General features: G+C 63.9%; 18 protein-coding genes. 6 read left to right on the top strand and 12 right to left on the bottom strand.

The features are described 5' to 3' along the window. Positions 1 to 14 precede the first annotated feature (14 nt). From UP10_RS21065 to UP10_RS21075, 3 genes are all read right to left on the bottom strand, one after another. A complete protein-coding gene (locus UP10_RS21065; protein WP_044589210.1) occupies positions 15 to 1262 on the bottom strand; it encodes a GNAT family N-acetyltransferase in 1248 nt (415 codons plus the stop codon). A 106-nt stretch (positions 1263 to 1368) separates the two neighbouring features. Then, a complete protein-coding gene (locus UP10_RS21070; RefSeq protein ID WP_044589211.1) occupies positions 1369 to 2124 on the bottom strand; it encodes a glycerophosphodiester phosphodiesterase in 756 nt (251 codons plus the stop codon). A 5-nt stretch (positions 2125 to 2129) separates the two neighbouring features. Then, the gene (locus tag UP10_RS21075; RefSeq protein ID WP_044542763.1) at positions 2130 to 2597 is read right to left on the bottom strand and encodes a RidA family protein; all 468 of its coding nucleotides are present in this window, start codon (positions 2595 to 2597) and stop codon (positions 2130 to 2132) included. 253 nt (positions 2598 to 2850) lie between these two features. Here UP10_RS21075 and UP10_RS21080 point away from each other — a divergent pair, with 253 nt between their 5' ends. Next, positions 2851 to 3717 carry a cell envelope integrity EipB family protein gene (locus tag UP10_RS21080; RefSeq protein ID WP_082077204.1) on the top strand — a complete coding sequence of 289 codons (867 nt, stop codon included), beginning with the start codon at positions 2851 to 2853 and terminating at the stop codon, positions 3715 to 3717. A gap of 184 nt (positions 3718 to 3901) precedes the next feature. Then, entirely contained in the window at positions 3902 to 4303 is a 402-nt protein-coding gene (locus tag UP10_RS21085) for a RidA family protein (protein WP_044589212.1), read from the top strand. A gap of 190 nt (positions 4304 to 4493) precedes the next feature. On the opposite strand, the gene UP10_RS21090 is transcribed toward UP10_RS21085, so the two are convergent. Both UP10_RS21090 and UP10_RS21095 read right to left on the bottom strand, forming a co-directional pair. Continuing rightward, positions 4494 to 5810: a DNA polymerase IV gene (locus tag UP10_RS21090; protein ID WP_044589213.1), complete on the bottom strand. Its 1317-nt coding sequence runs from the start codon at positions 5808 to 5810 to the stop codon at positions 4494 to 4496. Continuing rightward, entirely contained in the window at positions 5789 to 6088 is a 300-nt protein-coding gene (locus tag UP10_RS21095; RefSeq protein ID WP_044589214.1) for a DUF3572 domain-containing protein, read from the bottom strand. Before UP10_RS21095 ends, UP10_RS21090 begins: the two co-directional genes overlap by 22 nt. Positions 6089 to 6317: 229 nt before the next feature. On the opposite strand from UP10_RS21095, the gene UP10_RS21100 reads away from it, so the two are divergent. Together UP10_RS21100 and UP10_RS21105 are read left to right on the top strand one after the other, a co-directional pair. Then, the gene (locus tag UP10_RS21100; protein WP_027538546.1) at positions 6318 to 6683 is read left to right on the top strand and encodes a response regulator; all 366 of its coding nucleotides are present in this window, start codon (positions 6318 to 6320) and stop codon (positions 6681 to 6683) included. 15 nt (positions 6684 to 6698) lie between these two features. Next, positions 6699 to 8072: a PleD family two-component system response regulator gene (locus UP10_RS21105; RefSeq protein WP_044589215.1), complete on the top strand. Its 1374-nt coding sequence runs from the start codon at positions 6699 to 6701 to the stop codon at positions 8070 to 8072. Between the two features lie 11 nt (positions 8073 to 8083). On the opposite strand, the gene UP10_RS21110 is transcribed toward UP10_RS21105, so the two are convergent. Together UP10_RS21110 and UP10_RS21115 are read right to left on the bottom strand one after the other, a co-directional pair. Further along, positions 8084 to 9289, bottom strand: a complete 1206-nt coding sequence (locus UP10_RS21110; RefSeq protein ID WP_156180194.1) for a serine hydrolase domain-containing protein — start codon at positions 9287 to 9289, stop codon at positions 8084 to 8086. 127 nt (positions 9290 to 9416) lie between these two features. Then, positions 9417 to 10013, bottom strand: a complete 597-nt coding sequence (locus UP10_RS21115; RefSeq protein WP_044589216.1) for a TetR/AcrR family transcriptional regulator — start codon at positions 10011 to 10013, stop codon at positions 9417 to 9419. A gap of 133 nt (positions 10014 to 10146) precedes the next feature. On the opposite strand from UP10_RS21115, the gene UP10_RS21120 reads away from it, so the two are divergent. Further along, positions 10147 to 11379 carry an MFS transporter gene (locus UP10_RS21120; RefSeq protein ID WP_044589217.1) on the top strand — a complete coding sequence of 411 codons (1233 nt, stop codon included), beginning with the start codon at positions 10147 to 10149 and terminating at the stop codon, positions 11377 to 11379. A 193-nt stretch (positions 11380 to 11572) separates the two neighbouring features. Here UP10_RS21120 and UP10_RS44475 read toward each other — a convergent pair whose 3' ends face one another. Next, positions 11573 to 11737 (bottom strand): hypothetical protein, encoded by a 165-nt coding sequence (locus UP10_RS44475; RefSeq protein WP_156180195.1) that lies wholly within the window; start codon positions 11735 to 11737, stop codon positions 11573 to 11575. Between the two features lie 173 nt (positions 11738 to 11910). Between UP10_RS44475 and UP10_RS21125 the strand changes: the two genes are divergently transcribed. Next, the gene (locus tag UP10_RS21125) at positions 11911 to 13305 is read left to right on the top strand and encodes an ammonium transporter (RefSeq protein WP_050043764.1); all 1395 of its coding nucleotides are present in this window, start codon (positions 11911 to 11913) and stop codon (positions 13303 to 13305) included. A gap of 323 nt (positions 13306 to 13628) precedes the next feature. On the opposite strand, the gene UP10_RS21135 is transcribed toward UP10_RS21125, so the two are convergent. The 4 genes from UP10_RS21135 to UP10_RS21150 all read right to left on the bottom strand — a co-directional run bounded on the left by UP10_RS21135 (position 13629) and on the right by UP10_RS21150 (position 16841). Next, the gene (locus UP10_RS21135) at positions 13629 to 14159 is read right to left on the bottom strand and encodes a hypothetical protein (protein WP_044589218.1); all 531 of its coding nucleotides are present in this window, start codon (positions 14157 to 14159) and stop codon (positions 13629 to 13631) included. Positions 14160 to 14276: 117 nt separating this feature from the next. Next, positions 14277 to 14444, bottom strand: coding sequence for a 50S ribosomal protein L33 (rpmG, locus tag UP10_RS21140; RefSeq protein ID WP_027537094.1), 168 nt, complete (start codon positions 14442 to 14444; stop codon positions 14277 to 14279). 127 nt (positions 14445 to 14571) lie between these two features. Continuing rightward, entirely contained in the window at positions 14572 to 15897 is a 1326-nt protein-coding gene (locus tag UP10_RS21145; RefSeq protein ID WP_044589219.1) for an LLM class flavin-dependent oxidoreductase, read from the bottom strand. A 191-nt stretch (positions 15898 to 16088) separates the two neighbouring features. After that, complete coding sequence (locus tag UP10_RS21150; protein ID WP_044589220.1) at positions 16089 to 16841, bottom strand: NUDIX hydrolase; 753 nt, start codon at positions 16839 to 16841, stop codon at positions 16089 to 16091. Positions 16842 to 16876: the final 35 nt, after the last annotated feature.

Genomic DNA, 16876 nt, shown 5'->3' on the forward strand with positions numbered 1-16876 from the left:
TGCTATCAGAAACGTCAGGCGTCGTCGTCGGTCTTCCTGAACGGGCCGGCGTCAGCGAGCTCGCGACCGACCTCGGCGACATAGTCGCGCTCGCGCTTGAGGTAATCGGCGATCGCTTTGCGCAGTCCGGGATCGGCGATGTAATGCGCCGAATGGGTAATCTGCGGCAGGTAGCCGCGTGCCAGCTTGTGTTCGCCTTGCGCGCCGGCCTCGACCACCTTCAGCCCGCGCTGGATCGCGAAATCGATCGCCTGGTAGTAGCAAACTTCGAAATGCAGGAACGGGTGGTGCTCGACCGCACCCCAGTTGCGGCCGAACAGCGTGTCCGAGCCGATGAAATTGATCGCGCCGGCGATCCAACGTCCGTCGCGTTTGGCCATCACCAGCAGCACGTCGCGGCTCATGCTGTCGCCGATCAGCGAGAAGAACTTTCGGGTCAAATACGGCCGGCCCCATTTGCGTGAGCCGGTGTCCATGTAGAACTCGAAGAACGCGTCCCACGCCTCCTCGGTAATGTCAGCGCCGGTCAAATGGTGGATGGTGATCCCGGCAGTAACCGCCTCGCGGCGCTCGCGCTTGATCGCCTTGCGGTGGCGGGAGTTCAGGGTGGCGAGGAAATCATCGAAGGTCTTGTAGCCGTCATTGTGCCAGTGGAACTGCTGGTCGGTTCGCTGCAGAAAACCGTGCTCGCCGAGGAATTTTGCCTCCTCCTCGCGGGCAAATGTCACGTGCACGGAGGAGGCCTCGGTGGCGTTGCAGAGCGCCCTTAAACCCCGCGCCAGCGCCGCGCCGATCTGGTCGCGGTCGACGCCGTCGCGGATCAACAGCCTCGGCCCGGTCGCGGGCGTGAAGGGCACGGAGACCTGCAGCTTCGGATAGTAGCTGCCGCCGGCGCGGTGATAGGCCTCGGCCCAGCCGCGGTCGAACACGTATTCGCCCTGCGAGTGCGATTTCAGATAGCAGGGCACCACGCCGACGATTTTGCCATCGAGCTTCGCCACCAGATGCCGCGGGCCCCAGCCGGTCCGCGCGCAGGCCGAATTGGAGGCTTCGGCGGCAGCGAAAAAGGCATGGGAAACGAACGGGTTGTAGGCCGGCTTTGAGGTCGTCTGGCAATCTCTTGCTGAACCGGGCGAGCCCAGCGTATCCAGATTATCAAGACTGTCGGGATTCGGCTTGGGATTGGCGCAGGCGTCCCACTCCGCAGCCGTAATGTCGCTGATATCAGGAACAGCTTCGAGGGTGATTTCAGATGACGCCATCGAGAATTGAGACCGGTCCCATCTTGCGATCAATGATCGCGCGCGGCGACCAACCCTAGCCAAGATCGTGCATCGCAGCGACGACTTCAAGGCTGCAAGGGGCATGTCAGGTTCCCGGGACGAACCCCTCGAAAATCATCTGGTCGGCGTGGCGCGCCGCGCGCTCGCGCTGTTCTGTGGTGCGTACGGTCCAGGCCAGCAGCGGGCAGCCGAAGACATTTCGCGCGATCCAGGGCGCCGGCGCCGGGAGTTGGTTGACCCAGAAGGCGACGAAATGCGGCTCGGTGCGGAAGCCGTGGCGCAGATGGAGCATGCTGTCGCGCTGCGCCTCCGTCAGTTTGGCCCAGGAGCCGTCGTCATCATAGGTGCGCTGGGCAGTGATGCCGCGCGGCAAGGCGGGCATGATCTCGCGCAGCGCCAGCACTTGGTCGGGGTCAAAGGACATGCCGACCACCGGGCCGGAATAGGATGACAGCACCTGCACCATCCGCCGCACCAGCTTGCGGTCGCCGTCGAAATGGCTCTTCACCTCGACAATCAGCGGTACGCGGCCGGCCACCAACGCGCAGAGATCGCCGAGCGTCATCATCTGCTCGGGCGTATTCTTGAACGTGACCGCCTTCAGTTCCGCCGCGGTTTTGGTCAGCAGCGCGCCCGAGCCTTCGGTGAGGCGGCCGAGTGCATCGTCGTGATGAACCATTGCCTCGCCGTCGGCGGTGAGCTGGATATCGCACTCGATGGCGAAATTGCCGGCCACCGCGGCTTGCGCGGCGGCCGGCATGTTCTCGATGATGCCGCGTGCGGCGTTGTGCAGGCCGCGATGGGCGACTGGCCGCTGGGTCAGCCAATCAGGCGCGCGCATCGATATCAGGCGACTTCGAAGATGCCATCGACTTCGACCGCCGCATCCGCGGGCAGCGAGGCGACGCCGACCGTGGTGCGGGCGTGACGGCCCTTGTCGCCGAAGGCTGCGACCATCAGGTCGGAGGCGCCGTTCAGCACCTTCGGTCCGTCGAGGAAGTCGGGTGTCGAATTGATGAAGCCGCCGAGCCGGACCACGCGCACCACCTTGTCGAGATCGCCAAGCGCGGCCTTGACCTGCGCCAGCAGGTTGATCGCGCAGCCGCGCGCCGCGGCCGCGCCTTGCTCGAGGGTGACGCCGGCCCCGAGCTTGCCCTTGGCGATCAGCTTGCCGTCGGCGCCGAAGCAGACCTGGCCGGACACGAACAGCAGGTTGCCGCTGCGGACGAAGGGCACATAGTTCGCGACCGGGGAGGCGGGCTCCGGCAGCGTGATGCCCTGTGCCGTCAGCTTCTGTTCGACCGTACCTGCCATGTTCTTGTTCCCGGTTGGATGATTTGTTGCCTGAACGCGCTCAGGCCGGGCATTGTTTCGCGCATCGCGGCGTTGGTTGCAAGCGAGGGGGCTTCGCGAACATTTCTGCCGATCTGTGCGAAATCACACGGAAAGGTGCCGAAAAAGTCGGCATTGCCGTACCCGCCCGTTACCTTTTTGTGACATCGCCCCAGTTGCGGCGCAATAGGGCCGTCTCTATTGTGGCAAGTCGCCGCGGCATCGAGGAGAAGCCATGATCCTGCCATTCCGGAATCCGTCGCGTGCCCTGGCGCTGACGTTCGCCGTCGTTGCAGGATCCGGCTGGGCGCACGGGCCGGCCGCCGCCGCCGCCAGCGGGGTGTTTCTCTCGCACCAGGCGCTCTACGAACTGAGCCTGGTCAAATCGCGCGGCAACAACGCGATCAGCGATGCGCGCGGGCGCATCCTCTACAATTTCTCGGGCAGTTCCTGCGAAGGCTACACGTCTGAGTTCCGCCAGGTGTCCGAACTCGACAGCGGCGAGGGCAAGGTGACGCTCTCCGATCTGCGCTCGACGTCCTGGGAGGATGCCGCGGGCAAGAGCTACCGGTTCAAGATCGACACCCGCATGAACGACAGCGATGCCGCGCCGGTCGACGGCGTGGCCGAGCGGGTCGGCGACCACATCACCGTGAAGCTCACCGAGCCGGTAAAGAAGACCTTCGATCTCGACGGCAACACCGTGTTCCCGACCGACCAGATCCAGCACATCATCGCCGCGGCCCGCGCCGGCAAGTCGGTGCTCGAACTCACCGTCTATGACGGCTCCGACAATGGCGAGAAGATCTACAACACGCTGTCGGTGATCGGCCAACCGATCCCGGGCGACCACGCCCCCGCATCGCCCGATCCGTCGACGTCGAACGACGTGATGAAGTCGATGACGCGCTGGCCGGTGACCGTGAGCTATTACGACCGCGACGCCAGGGCGAAGGACGGTGAGCAGACGCCGGTCTATGCGATGTCGTTCGAACTCTACGAGAACGGCGTCTCCCGCGCGCTGGTACTGGACTACAACGATTTTGTGATCTCGGGCGCGATGGGCAAGTTCGACGTCAAGGATTCCAAGCCCTGCAAGTGACGACGAAGCGTGATGGCGCTCTAACCACGTCATTGCGAGGAGCGCGTAGCGACGAAGCAATCCATCGTCCCGTATGCGCTGAAGCATGGATTGCTTCGCTTCGCTCGCAATGACGGAACGCTTGGTTCCAATCGTGGACCCGGCTACGCTCCGCCTCAATCAAACACGTCAGGGAGGCACAAACATGAGCAAGCTCGACCATCTTCGCCCCAGCGGCCTTCACCACAATCCGGCCTACTCCCACGTCGTCGTCGCCTCGGGCGCACGCACGATTTATATCGCGGGACAGGTATCCACCGACGACGAGGGACGGCTGGTCGGTCCCGGTGACCTCGCCGCACAGACGACACAGGTGATGCACAATATCGGCCTGGCACTCAAAGCCGCCGGCGCGACCTACACCAACATCGTCAAGATCACCACCTTCGTCGTCGGCTATAAGCCAGAGTTCCGTCCGATCATCGGCAAGGCGCGCTCGGTGTTCTTCGAGGGCATGGAGCCGCCGGCCTCTACGCTCGTCGGCGTCTCCGCGCTCGCGGCTCCGGAATGGCTAATCGAGATCGAGGCGGTGGCGGTGGTGGATTGAGTTCGCTCTCTCCACGTCATTGCGATGATGGTTGAGCAGCGAGTTCAACTGCGTAGGGTGGGCAAAGGCGCGAAGCGCCGTGCCGACCATCCAACCCATGCTCGCGAAGGTGGGCACGCGGAGCCTGTCATCGGGCGCGCATTCGCGCGACCCGTTGGCTTTCCCACCCTACGATTTCCCACTGCTGCGCCTACTCCTCCGCCGGTTTCTCCGGCCCGTCATAGGCAATGCCCCTGATCACGGCGGCACTGCCGAACTTCTTGCGCAGGCTGTCGATCGCGCGTTCGGCGTGGGCGGAGCGGCGGTCGAGCATGTCGGCGTCATTGGCCTGTGTGCCGGGCCGCAGCGCGCTGACGCCGGTGCCCATCAGGCGGAAGGCGGTGCCGTCGATCTCCTTCGCCAGCATCTCGCGCGACACGGCAAAGATCTTGGCGGCGAGCTGCGTCGGGGTCTGGATCGACTGCGAGCGGGTGCGCTGGCGGAAGTCCGCGGTCTTCAGCTTCAGCGTGATGGTGCAGCCGGAGAGATCGCTGGCCTTCAGCCGCGCCGAGACTTTTTCGGACAGTATCCAGAGCAGTTTTTCCAGTGTCGCAAAATCGCGGATGTCGGTCTCGAACGTGGTCTCGCTCGAGATCGCCTTGGCGCCGCGATCGGCCACCACCGGGCGATCGTCGATGCCGCGCGCCAGCCGCCACAGCCGGCGGCCTTCGCTGGCGAACTGCTTCATCAGCTCGGTCTCGTCGGCGCGCTGCAGGTCGGCGATGATTCGGAAGCCGCGCTGCACCAGTTTCTCCTGCGTCGCCGGTCCGACGCCATAGATGAAGCCGACCGGCTTGCCGGCCAGCATCTCGCGAGCTTCCCCCTGGTCGAGCGTGGCAAAGCCGCGGGGCTTGTCGAGATCGGAGGCGATCTTGGCCAGGAACTTGTTGCAGGACAGGCCGACCGACACCGTGATCCCGATATCGCGCTCGACATCACGCGCGAATTTCGCCAGCACCTTGGCCGGGATCATGCCGTGGACGCGCTGGGTGCCGGACAGATCGAGGAAGGCCTCGTCGATCGACAGCGGCTCGACCAGCGGCGTCGGCGCTTGCATGGCGTGGCGCACCTCGCGCCCGACCCGGACATATTTCGCCATGTCCGGCCGGATCACGGCCGCGCCCGGGCAGAGATCGAGCGCCTTGAACATCGGCATCGCCGAGCGGACGCCGTAGGTGCGGGCGATGTAGCAGGCCGCCGACACGACGCCGCGCTTGCCGCCGCCGATGATGACCGGCCGGTCGGCGATCTCAGGATTGTCGCGCTTTTCGACCGTGGCGTAGAACGCGTCGCAGTCGATATGCGCCAGCGCCAGCGCGGGGAGGGTGCGATGGCGCACCAGCCGCGGTGAGCCGCAATGGCTGCACCGCTTCGCCTTGAGGTCGAGATCGCCGAGGCAGTCTCGGCAGAAACTGAGGGGGCCGTCGAAAGTTGGCGCCGCCGCCGTCACGGCACGTCGCGCTCCCACTGCGGATCACCCAGCGCCTGATGGGCGGCGGCAATGTTGGTCGGGTGCAGTTCCGAGGCCGCAGCGAAGGCCTTCACTGTGGCATCGTCGCGCATCACGAAATCGAGCACGCTCGCGAGAAATTGAGGATCGGACGCCGCGTTCCGCAACGTCTCCGGCCCGATTCCACTCTCGGCCAGAAACAACCCTAGACGTTCAGGATCGCTGGCAATGAAGCTCAGCGCCTGAATCGCAACGATTTCAGCGACTTCCCGAGGGTTGTGAACAGGCTTTTTCAAAGCGCCGGTTTGCCTTTCCGTTAACTTATGGTCTCTAATGAGAGGCCCATCATGCCCGAGTCTTCCAAGCGTATTCAAGCAACGGAAACCACGCTGCGGAAGTTGTACTGTGGGGTTAACGGGTTAGAGCGATTCTGGCGCTAGTTTGAATTCACATTTTCAACGCGCCCCAAGCGCGGTGCGTGATGCACCGCAGGCGGGCCCGTTCTCGAGATTTGGGAGGGACGGGATGGCCAAAACCGTCCTGATCGTGGAGGACAACGAGCTCAATATGAAGCTCTTTCGCGATCTGTTGGAAGCGCATGGCTATCAGACCTCGGGCACCAGCAATGGTTTCGAGGCGCTCGATCTCGTCCGCAAGCTGCGCCCCGATCTGATCCTGATGGATATCCAGTTGCCGCAAGTGTCCGGCCTCGAAGTCACGCGCTGGATCAAGGACGATCCCGAACTGCGTGCGATTCCGGTGGTCGCGGTCACCGCCTTCGCGATGAAGGGTGATGAAGAACGTATCCGCGAAGGCGGCTGCGAGGCCTATTTGTCCAAGCCGATCTCGGTCGGGAAATTCATTGAGACTGTCCGACGCTTTATCGGATAGGGGAGTAGTGGTTCGATGTCCGCGCGTATCCTCGTCGTCGATGACGTTCCGGCGAACGTCAAGCTGCTGGAAGCCCGGCTGTCGGCCGAATATTTCGATGTGCTGACCGCGGCCAACGGGACCGAGGCGCTGGACATCTGCACCCGCGCCGAGTGCGACATCATCCTGCTCGACGTCATGATGCCCGACATGGACGGGTTCGAGGTCTGCCGCCGTCTGAAGTCCAATCCGGCGACCCATTTCATTCCCGTCGTCATCGTCACCGCGCTGGACAGTCCCTCCGATCGGGTTCGTGGCCTCGAGGCTGGCGCCGATGATTTCCTGACCAAACCGGTGTCCGACGTCGTGCTGATCGCGCGGGTGCGTTCGCTGACCCGGCTGAAGATGATGACCGATGAGCTGCGCACGCGCGCCATCACCTCGCTCGAGATCGGCATGCAGGCGCCCGAGCGCAGCGCGATCGCCGACAAGGGGATGGGCGGCCGCATCCTGCTGGTCGACGACCGGCCGTCGTCCTATGAGAAGCTGGCGCCGATCCTGTCCGCCGAGCACACCGTCGATGTCGAAGTCAATCCGTCGGAAGCGCTGTTCCATGCAGCCGAGGGCAACTACGACCTGCTGATCGTGTCGCTCGGCCTCAACAATTACGACGGCTTGCGCCTGTGCAGCCAGGCGCGCTCGCTGGAGCGCACGCGCCAGGTCCCGATTCTCGCGATCTCGGATGCCGACAACAACGCGCGGCTGATGCGCGGGCTCGAGATCGGCGTCAACGACTATCTGCTCCGCCCGGTCGACAAGAACGAGCTGCTGGCGCGGGCGCGGACCCAGATCCGCCGCCGCCGCTACACCGACCATTTGCGCGACAACGTGCAGAACTCGATCGAAATGGCGATCACCGACGCGCTGACCGGGCTGCATAACCGCCGCTACATGGAAAGCCATCTCGGCACGCTCGCCGAGCAGGCCTCGACGCGCGGCAAGCCGTTGGCGCTGATGATCCTCGACATCGATTACTTCAAGGCGATCAACGACACCTATGGTCACGACGCCGGCGACGACGTGCTGCGCGAATTCGCGGTCCGCATCCGCAAGTCGATCCGCGGCATCGATCTCGCCTGCCGCTACGGCGGCGAAGAATTCGTGATCGTGATGCCGGAAACCGACCTGCACGTCGCCGGCATGGTTGCCGAGCGGCTGCGCCGCTCGATCGCCGGCGAGACCTTTGCCGTCGACAAGGGCAACAAGCGGATCGACGTCACGATCTCGATCGGCCTCACCACGCTGGAACGCAAGGGCGAGCCGGTCGCCGACGTGCTCAAGCGCGCCGACACCGCGCTCTACCGCGCCAAGCACGACGGCCGCAACCGGGTGGTTTCGGCCGCGGCGTAAAGCGCGGCCGCCTAACGCCCGCGTTTCACCGCGTCATACGCCATCCGCTTGAACTCGAACGAGAACGGATGGACGAACGCCATCTGGCGCTGCGCCATCATCACGCCTGCGATATTGGCGTTCGGCGAAATCCACCATTGCGTGCCGGCCACGCCGCCCCAATAGAACTCGCCGGCCGCGTCGGGATGATCGATCGGCGAGGGCGTCTGGATCAGGCCGCCGGCGAGTCCGTGCACCTTGCCGGGCTGCTCGCCCATCATCGCGAAACGGATCCATTGTCCCGGCGTGAGCTGGTTGGTCATCGCCTGCGCAATCGTGTCCGGCTTGAGCAGGGTCGGTCCGCCCGGCAGCAGGCTGCGGATCAGAGCCACCATGTCGGGCAGTGTCGAAACCAGGCCGCCGCCGCCATTGAGCCTTGCGACCGGGCGCAGATAGGCGCCGGGGAACGGCGCATTGTCGGTGCGGGTAAGGCCCGGCTTCATCGGCTCCATCAGATCCGCGCCGGCGTAGTACGCGACGAGCCGGCCGTGATCCTTTTCCGGAACGACGAAGCCGGTATCGACCATGCCGAGCGGATCGAGAATCCGCGCCTTGATGAACTTGTCGAAGGTCTGGCCGCTGATGACTTCCACCAGCCGCGCCACCACGTCGATCGCGAGAGAATACTCCCACGACGTGCCCGGGTGATAGATCAGCGGCAGGTCAGCCAGCACCTCCACCATGTCAGCCAAGGTCGTGTTGGGATTGTGGACCCCGCGCTCGTTGAGAGCCTTGAAGATGACGGTGCCGGGGTCGAAGAAGCCGTAGCTCAGACCGGAGCTGTGGCTCAGCAACTGGCGGATGGTGATCGAGCTTTTGGCGGGCTCGGTGTCGTCGATCGACGTCGCGCCTGGCCGCAAGACCTTGCGATTGCCGAGCGGAGGGATGAATTTTCCGACGGGGTCGTCGAGCTTGAGGCGGCCTTCCTCGAACAGCAGCAGCGCCGCGCAGGAGGTGATCAGCTTGGTGTTGGAGAAGACGCGGAAGATGTGGTCGGTGCGCAGCGGAATCTGCGCTTCCTTGTCCGCCCATCCGACGCAGCTGACGTCGACGAGTTCGCGGCCGACCATGACCGCGGACGAGATGCCGGACAGCAGATCGTCGTCGATGTAGCGCTGCATGGCCGCGCGCGCCGGCGCAAAATCGTAGCCGGTGGCGGTCACCTTCAGGTCTTCCATGGTCGCTCCTCGTTGAATCGCTGCTGTCGCGCTTGTCCGACAATCTCGCCGGGCGGAATATCCTTCTGGCGATATCGTCGCGCGGTCAGTGCTAACAACCAAACCGGAGTTCGGGACGCAACCGAATTCAGCCGGCGCGCGTCTTCGCCGCGGGACTGGATTTGCCGACCGTCACCCCGGCATTTGCCAACAGCACTCGCGCGGCTTCCTTGGCCGCCCGCGCCATCGCCGGATCGTCGCGCACCAGGTCCTGGGCGATCGAGCCGTCCACAAGCAGCACAAGCTGGGTCGCAAGCCCCTCGGCATCGGCGACGCCGAGCTGTGTCAGCAGATCGCGAAACCAGACGCGGCGGCTTTCCTTGAAGGCAATGGCGATCTTCTTGACGCCGCGGTCGTCCGGTCCAAGCTCGGCCACCGCGTTGACGAACGGGCAGCCGCGAAAATCCTTGGCTGCAAAGCGCCGCTCCAGCGAATCGAAGGTCGCAAGGATCTGCTCTTCCGGCGGCTTGTCGGAGGGGCGAGGCTGCACGAAGCGGCGCTGCAGATAGGCTGCGATCAGCGCGTCTTTCGACGGGAAGTGGTTGTACAGCGTCCGCTTGCTGATCCCGATCTCGGCCGCGATGGTGTCGACGCCAATCGCACGAATGCCCTGCAGATAGAAGAGCTTGTCGGCGGTCTCGAGGATCCGCTCTTTCATGGTCTGTTTGGGAGGCGGGGAAGCCATGCGCCGGCCGTGATCCTCTTCGCTTGACAGGAGAGCCCATGTATAGACTGATTACACAGGTCTGTGTAACTAAAACATACGGGAATCGCAGGCCGCGGCGCGCGTGCCGCGCCGAAACGGGAGAACAAAAACAATGCCCCTGTTGCAGATCCTGCGTCCCACGCTTCCGATCCTGATTGGCGCCTCCATCATGCTCACGCTGAGCATGGGGCTGCGGCAGAGCCTCGGCATTTTCCTGCAGCCGCTGACCCACGACATCCACATCTCGGTGTCCGATTTCACGCTCGCGCTCGCCGTGCAGAACCTCGCCTGGGGCTTTCTGCAGCCGCTCGCCGGTGCGATGACGGTGCGCTACGGCTTCCGTCCGATCATGGTGGTCGGCGCGCTGCTCTACATCGCGGGCCTTGCGCTGATGACGACCGCGCACGGCCTGGTCAGTGTCATGATCGGCGGCGGCGTGCTGATCGGCACCTCGCTCGCCTGCACCGCGGCCGCGATCGCGATGTCGGTTGCCGCGCGCGCGGTACCTGCGACGGTGCGCTCGACCGTGCTCGGCATCGTCTCCGCCGCGGGCTCGCTCGGTGCGCTGCTGTCGGCGCCGATCGGCCAGATGCTCAATGAAGGATTCGGCTGGCGCATCGGGCTCGCCGCCTTTGTGGTGCTGTCGGTGTTCATGATCCCGGCCGCCTGGTACGCCGGCCGCGTCGACAACATTCCGCTGCCGAAGCCCGCCGCCGACGATATCGGCAACGCCACAGCTGCGACCGCGGTGAAGACCGCCTTCAGCAACGCATCCTTCGTGGTGATGACCTGCGCTTACCTGGTCTGCGGCATGCAACTCGTCTTCCTGACAACGCATCTGCCGTCCTATCTGGCGATCTGCGGCCTCGATCCGATGCTGAGCGCGCAGACGCTCGGCATGATCGGCGGCTTCAATGTGCTGGGCTCGCTGTTCTTCGGCTGGGCCGGCCAGCGCTGGAACAAGCTCGCGCTGCTCGGCGGGATCTACATCCTGCGCTCGCTGGCGCTCGCCTGGTACTTCATGCTGCCGGCGACGCCGGCCTCGACGCTGCTGTTCGGCGCCATCATGGGCTTCCTGTGGATGGGCGTCGGTCCGCTGGTCGCAGGCGCCGTCGCCGAGATGTTCGGGCTGCGCTGGCAGGCGATGATCCAGGGCCTTGCCTTCATGAGCCACCAGATCGGCAGCTTCCTCGGCGCCTACGGAGGAGGGCTGATCTATGACACGCTCGGCTCCTACACCATGGCCTGGCGTATCGGCGTCGCACTTGGCCTCGCCGGCGGTATCATCCAGGTGGCGTTCGCGCTGATCCGGCCCTCGCAGCCGCCGGTGCTCAGGACGGCCTAGCTGCTGATCCAAACGAATTCGGCGGTTGCCGCATGAAATGGCAGCCGTCGATCTCAGCCTATTTTTCAATCAGTCGATTGCTGCAATAACATGCAAGGGATCGCCGGGGGCGCTCTCCGTTGGCATTGAACTTATAACATTTTCAATAGGTTGTTTCGCCGTCGTCGATGGCATGATTCTTGATTGATTCTGGCTAATAAATGGAGGCGGAAACCATCGCTGAGGTTTCCGGCTTGGGGACCCAAGGGAAAGGCTGGCCGCCATGAGGCTGGTCGCCGTCAATCTCCGGCCATCCGAGCCCGACGGCTTTTGCCGCGCCGCCGAGCAAGAGGCCCTTGTGCCTCATGTCGGACTTCATGCTGCCGCGACCTCCGCGATCACCGCCGCGCGCATTGTGGCGCCTCGAAATACCCCGAGAACCGGACAGGCCGTGACCGCGCCGCTCGCCAGCACGAGCGAGATGCGCATGTGCACACTTGAGAGCCCGATCAGGCAATTCCGAACACTGACATCACTTGCGATGGGAGGAAGATGATGGAGTTAAGGACATACACGCGCCAAAAGCTCGTGAGAATCGTGGTTGCTCTCTTGGGAGTAGCGTTGCTGTACCTGCTGTTCAGCGATCTTGCGCTGGCTGAGGACGCAGCGCCGCCGGTTTGCGGCGGCAAGATCCTCGAGAAGTGCACACCAAATTCCGGCGACACCGCGTGGATGCTCACATCCGTCGCACTCGTGTTGATGATGACGATTCCGGGTCTGGGCCTGTTTTACGGCGGCATGGTGCGCAAGAAGAATGTCGGCGACACCGTGATGACCAGTTTTGCCGTCACCTGCCTGGTCACGATTCTGTTCGCCGTTGTGACCTACAGCCTGGCATTTCGTGCCGGCACTCCGTTCATCGGAGGCCTCGACCGCATGTTCCTCAAGGACATCCTGAGCGACATCGGCAAGGGCGGGATCGGCAATCCCAATCCGCTTGCTGCGACCATTCCGGAGAGTGTCTACATCTGCTTCCAGATGACGTTCGCCATCATCACGCCGGCGCTGATTGCCGGTGCGTTTGCCGAGCGCATGAAATTCTCCGCGATGCTCTGGTTCATCGGCCTTTGGGCCATTCTCGTCTACGCACCGATCGCGCACTGGGTCTGGGGACCTGACGGGATATTTTCCGCGGGCAACGATGCCGCCTATGTCAAGGTTCTCGATTTCGCCGGCGGCACCGTGGTGCACATCAATGCTGGTGTGGCCGGGCTGATGTGCGCCATCATGCTCGGCAAGCGCGCCGACACAGGACCGGCTCACAACATGGTGCTGACGTTCATTGGCGCCTCGCTGCTCTGGGTTGGTTGGTTTGGCTTCAACGCCGGCTCCGCCGTGACGGCAGGGATGCAGGCCGGCATGGCCATGCTGGTGACGCAGATCGCCACCGCCGTTGCCGGCTTCACCTGGATGCTGGTGGAGTGGGCGCTGAAGGGTAAGCCGACCGTCGTCGGCATCTGCTCGGGCGCAGTCGCCGGCCTGGTTGCGATTACGCCGGCCTCCGGCTTTGTCGGGCCGGTCGGCGCCTTCGCCATCGGCATCGGCGCGGGTGTGTTCTGCTACTGGGGATGCACCGGGCTGAAGCGGATGTTCAGCTATGATGACGCGCTGGATTGCTTCGGCGTCCATGCAATCGGCGGCATCGTCGGCGCGCTGCTGACCGGGGTGTTCGCGGTCGAGCAATATGGTGGAACGGCGGGCGTTCTGGAGGGAAACCCCGGTCAGTTCGTCAATCAGTGTATCGGCGTCGCAACCGTATTCGTGTATGATGCCGTCGTGAGCCTGATCCTCCTGTACGTGATCAATCTCTTCGTCGGCCTGCGCGTGACGCAGGACATCGAGCGCGAGGGTCTCGACCTCGCGCTGCATGGTGAAGTCGTGCAGTAGCACTGGGGCGGCATTCCGCGGAGCCGGCGATTGCTGCCGGCCCCGCGGTTCAAAGCTGTTCGAGGTAGTCCCATGAACTGGTTCTATTGGAACACAGCGTGGTCGCTGTTCTTCAGCCTCGTTTGGTTCATGACCATCACACACAATCCCGATGCGCGCATCGCGGATGCGCATCTGCGCGATGAGGCATTCGGCGGCTGTGAAGGTCAAAGACTGGAACGGGTCGATGCCAGGGACGCCCGGGGCTCCGTCGTGTCTGCACCTTCCCGGCGCTCGCCGTTGAGGCGGCGCTGGGCACGGATAGCGCGTGCCTGCGGCGGCCGTTAGCTCCGGTAGTAGCGCCACATTCTGAGGAACGTCCGGTGGATTTCATCGGGCGCGCGGTCGAACGGCTCGAGGCTGATGCGCACCACGCCACGGTGATCCATCCGCCATGGCAGCCGCATCAGCAGGCGATAGGCCGGCCGCTTGCGCCAGTCGGCGACGAGCGCGCTGCCGAGCGGCGTGTTGAGCGCGATCTGCAGCTCATGGACGGTCATCGCGCGCTCGGCGATCTCGAGGAGATCGATGCGTTCGATGGCCCGCCACCGGATCAGCCCGAAGGCCTGGATGAAGATGCCATATTGGTTGGCGCCAATGGTCGGGCGGCCAGCTTCCAGCAAGGGGATGTTGTAGTAGGTGAAACCGGCTGCCGCCGCGGCGAGCACAAGCCAATAAAGCGCACCCGTGATCCATGTGGCCGTGACGAAGATCGCGGCCAGCGCCGCCGTGACGTAGACGGGGAAGTAGGTGTCCTCGCGCCCGTAGGCGACCGAGTAGCCACCGACGTGTCCTTCCTGCAAGGTTGCGCTCATGTGAACCCTACGCCCGGGCCTGCCTTGGAAGGCCTCGGAAGCATAGGGGATGACGCGCGACTGCAAAACAAAAACGGGGCCGCGAAGGCCCCGTTTTGAGATCAGCGTCCAGCGATCTTACTTGATCTTGGATTCCTTGAACTCGACGTGCTTGCGCGCCACGGGATCGTACTTCTTCTTGACCAGCTTGTCGGTCATGGTGCGCGAATTCTTCTTGGCGACGTAGTAGAAGCCGGTATCGGCCGTCGACACGAGCTTGACCTTGATGGTGACCGCTTTGGCCATGTGCAAAACCTCGAAAATGCAGGGATATCGGGAGCCGGCCAAATCGGCCCGCGTTTGGCCGGGAAACTAGCCGCAAACCGCCCAAAGTCAAGGATTTCCCGGCCGAAACAGCAGCGATTCCGGCCAATTAACCCTCGAAGAACCGGTTTTTCGGCCGCGGCAGGCCCAAATTCTCGCGCAGCGTCTTGCCCTCGTATTCTTTGCGGAAAATCCCGCGCTTCTGCAGTTCCGGCACCACCCTGTCAACGAACTCGAACAGTCCCTGCGGCAAATAGGGGAACATGATGTTGAAGCCGTCGCTGCCGCGGCCCGTCAGCCATTCCTCCATCTGGTCGGCGATGGTTTGCGGCGTGCCGACGAAGGCAAGCCCGCCATAGCCGCCGACGCGCTGGGCGAGCTGGCGCACGGTGAGCTTGTCGCGCGCGGCGACGTCGACCATGCGCTGCCGGCCGCTCTTGCTGGCGTTGGTTTCGGGAATCGGCGGCAACTGCCCGTCAGGATCGAAGCCGGAGGCGTCGGTGCCGAGGATCACCGAGAGCGACGCGATCGCGCTCTCATAATGCACGCGGCTGTCGAGCAGCGCGCGCTTCTCCTTGGCTTCCTCGACGCTGTCGCCGACCACGACGAAGGCGCCGGGCAGGATTTTCAGATGCTCGGGATCGCGACCGATTTTCTCCATGCGGCCCTTGATGTCCGCATAGAGTTTCTGTCCATCTGCGAGGCTACCGCCGCCGGTGAAGACGGCCTCCGCCGTCTCGGCCGCAAGCTGCCTGCCGTCCTCGGACGCACCGGCCTGCACGATCACGGGCCAGCCCTGCACGGGGCGGGCGATATTTAGCGGACCGCGCACCGAGAGATATTTGCCCTTGTGATCGAGCACATGCATCTTTGCGGGATCGAAGAACAGCCCGGACTCGACGTCGCGCACAAAGGCGTCGTCGGCGAAGGAATCCCAGAGACCAGTGACGACGTCATAGAACTCGCGGGCGCGCTTGTAGCGCTCGGCATGCTCCATGTGGTCGTCGAGGCCGAAATTCAGCGCCGCATCGGGATTGGACGTGGTGACGATGTTCCAGCCGGCGCGGCCGTCGGAGATGTGGTCGAGCGAGGCAAAGCGACGGGCGATGTGATAGGGCTCGTCGAAGGTGGTCGAGCCGGTGGCGATCAGGCCGATATGCTCGGTGACGGCTGACAGCGCCGACAGCAGCGTGAACGGCTCGAACGAGGTCACGGTGTGGCTGCGCTTCAGCGCATTGACCGGCATATTGAGCACGGCCAGATGGTCGGCCATGAAGAAGGCGTCGAACTTGCCGGCTTCCAGCTTGCGGATCAGCTGCTTGATGTGGCCGAAGTTGAAATTGGCGTCCGGCCAGGCCCCGGGATAGCGCCAGGCGCCGGTGTGGATGCTGACCGGCCGCATGAACGCGCCGAGCTTGAGTTGACGCTTCGCCATTGCCCCGTTCCGTCGTTGATGTCGTTAGCGGAACAGATAGGGAGGCCGTGCACGACGCGCCATTGGGAAGATTATTTTGTTTTTGCGTGCTCTCCCGACACTGTCATTCCGGGGCTCGCGAAGCGAGAACCCGGAATCTCGAGATTCCGGGCTCGTCGCTTCGCGCCGCCCCGGAATGACGAGCTAGACATCTACGCCCCGAGCACATCCTTCTGCATCTTGCCGCCGTAGAAATGGAAGAACGGCACGGCCGCGTCGTGGCGGAGCGGGCCGGTGGCGAGACGGCGGTCGAGCTCGGCGAGCACGTTCTTGGTCATGGCGTGCGCATCGGCGAGCGGCTCGGAGCCGATCTCGACCCAGACCAGCTTGACCAGTTCGGCATCGGCATGCACGACGCCTTCGACGCGGTGCGCGATCGTCGAGGCATCCGCGGTGAAGAAGCGGGTGTCGAAACGGCGGACGCGGCCGGGCGGCGTGATCGCGCGCGCGATCAGGAACAGGCCTGAGGGATCAGGCAGCAGGCCGGCTTCGGCGAATGGCGCCCAGGGACCTTCAAGTTTCGGGCCGTCGAGTTTTGCAGGCTTCTCGACCTTGCGGCCGAGGCAGAGACCGGTTTCCTCGCAGGCCTCTCGGATTGCGGCATTGGCGAGCGCGCGCGCACGGCCGGCCGTGATCTTCGGGCTGCCCTTCAACAGATTGGCTTCGAGCTCGGGCGTGATTGATGCTGCGACGGGAACGCGGTTGTCGGCCTTGTCGACGCGCCCGCCGGGGAAAACATATTTGCCCGGCATGAACACGACGTTGTCGTGGCGCTTGCCGACCAGCACTTTCGGCTTCGCACTGGTGCGATCGATCAGGATCAGCGTCGCTGCATCCTTGGGCCGGAAGTAGGGATGATGATCGGCTTCTTTTCCTTCTTGGACGGCGGCGGTAGCTTCAGTCATTTCATCCCCATCAGGTTCTTCTTGTCGTCCGGTTT

Source organism: Bradyrhizobium sp. LTSPM299 (assembly GCF_000938235.1).
GTDB lineage: Bacteria > Pseudomonadota > Alphaproteobacteria > Rhizobiales > Xanthobacteraceae > Bradyrhizobium.

Coding starts and splice junctions, on each gene's coding strand:
- UP10_RS21065 (WP_044589210.1), bottom strand. CDS start 1,262: ATGGCGTCATCTGAAATCACCCTCGAAGCTGTTCCTGATATCAGCGAC.
- UP10_RS21070 (WP_044589211.1), bottom strand. CDS start 2,124: ATGCGCGCGCCTGATTGGCTGACCCAGCGGCCAGTCGCCCATCGCGGC.
- UP10_RS21075 (WP_044542763.1), bottom strand. CDS start 2,597: ATGGCAGGTACGGTCGAACAGAAGCTGACGGCACAGGGCATCACGCTG.
- UP10_RS21080 (WP_082077204.1), top strand. CDS start 2,851: ATGATCCTGCCATTCCGGAATCCGTCGCGTGCCCTGGCGCTGACGTTC.
- UP10_RS21085 (WP_044589212.1), top strand. CDS start 3,902: ATGAGCAAGCTCGACCATCTTCGCCCCAGCGGCCTTCACCACAATCCG.
- UP10_RS21100 (WP_027538546.1), top strand. CDS start 6,318: ATGGCCAAAACCGTCCTGATCGTGGAGGACAACGAGCTCAATATGAAG.
- UP10_RS21105 (WP_044589215.1), top strand. CDS start 6,699: ATGTCCGCGCGTATCCTCGTCGTCGATGACGTTCCGGCGAACGTCAAG.
- UP10_RS21110 (WP_156180194.1), bottom strand. CDS start 9,289: ATGGAAGACCTGAAGGTGACCGCCACCGGCTACGATTTTGCGCCGGCG.
- UP10_RS21115 (WP_044589216.1), bottom strand. CDS start 10,013: ATGGCTTCCCCGCCTCCCAAACAGACCATGAAAGAGCGGATCCTCGAG.
- UP10_RS21120 (WP_044589217.1), top strand. CDS start 10,147: ATGCCCCTGTTGCAGATCCTGCGTCCCACGCTTCCGATCCTGATTGGC.
- UP10_RS44475 (WP_156180195.1), bottom strand. CDS start 11,737: ATGAAGTCCGACATGAGGCACAAGGGCCTCTTGCTCGGCGGCGCGGCA.
- UP10_RS21125 (WP_050043764.1), top strand. CDS start 11,911: ATGATGGAGTTAAGGACATACACGCGCCAAAAGCTCGTGAGAATCGTG.
- UP10_RS21135 (WP_044589218.1), bottom strand. CDS start 14,159: ATGAGCGCAACCTTGCAGGAAGGACACGTCGGTGGCTACTCGGTCGCC.
- rpmG (WP_027537094.1), bottom strand. CDS start 14,444: ATGGCCAAAGCGGTCACCATCAAGGTCAAGCTCGTGTCGACGGCCGAT.
- UP10_RS21145 (WP_044589219.1), bottom strand. CDS start 15,897: ATGGCGAAGCGTCAACTCAAGCTCGGCGCGTTCATGCGGCCGGTCAGC.
- UP10_RS21150 (WP_044589220.1), bottom strand. CDS start 16,841: ATGACTGAAGCTACCGCCGCCGTCCAAGAAGGAAAAGAAGCCGATCAT.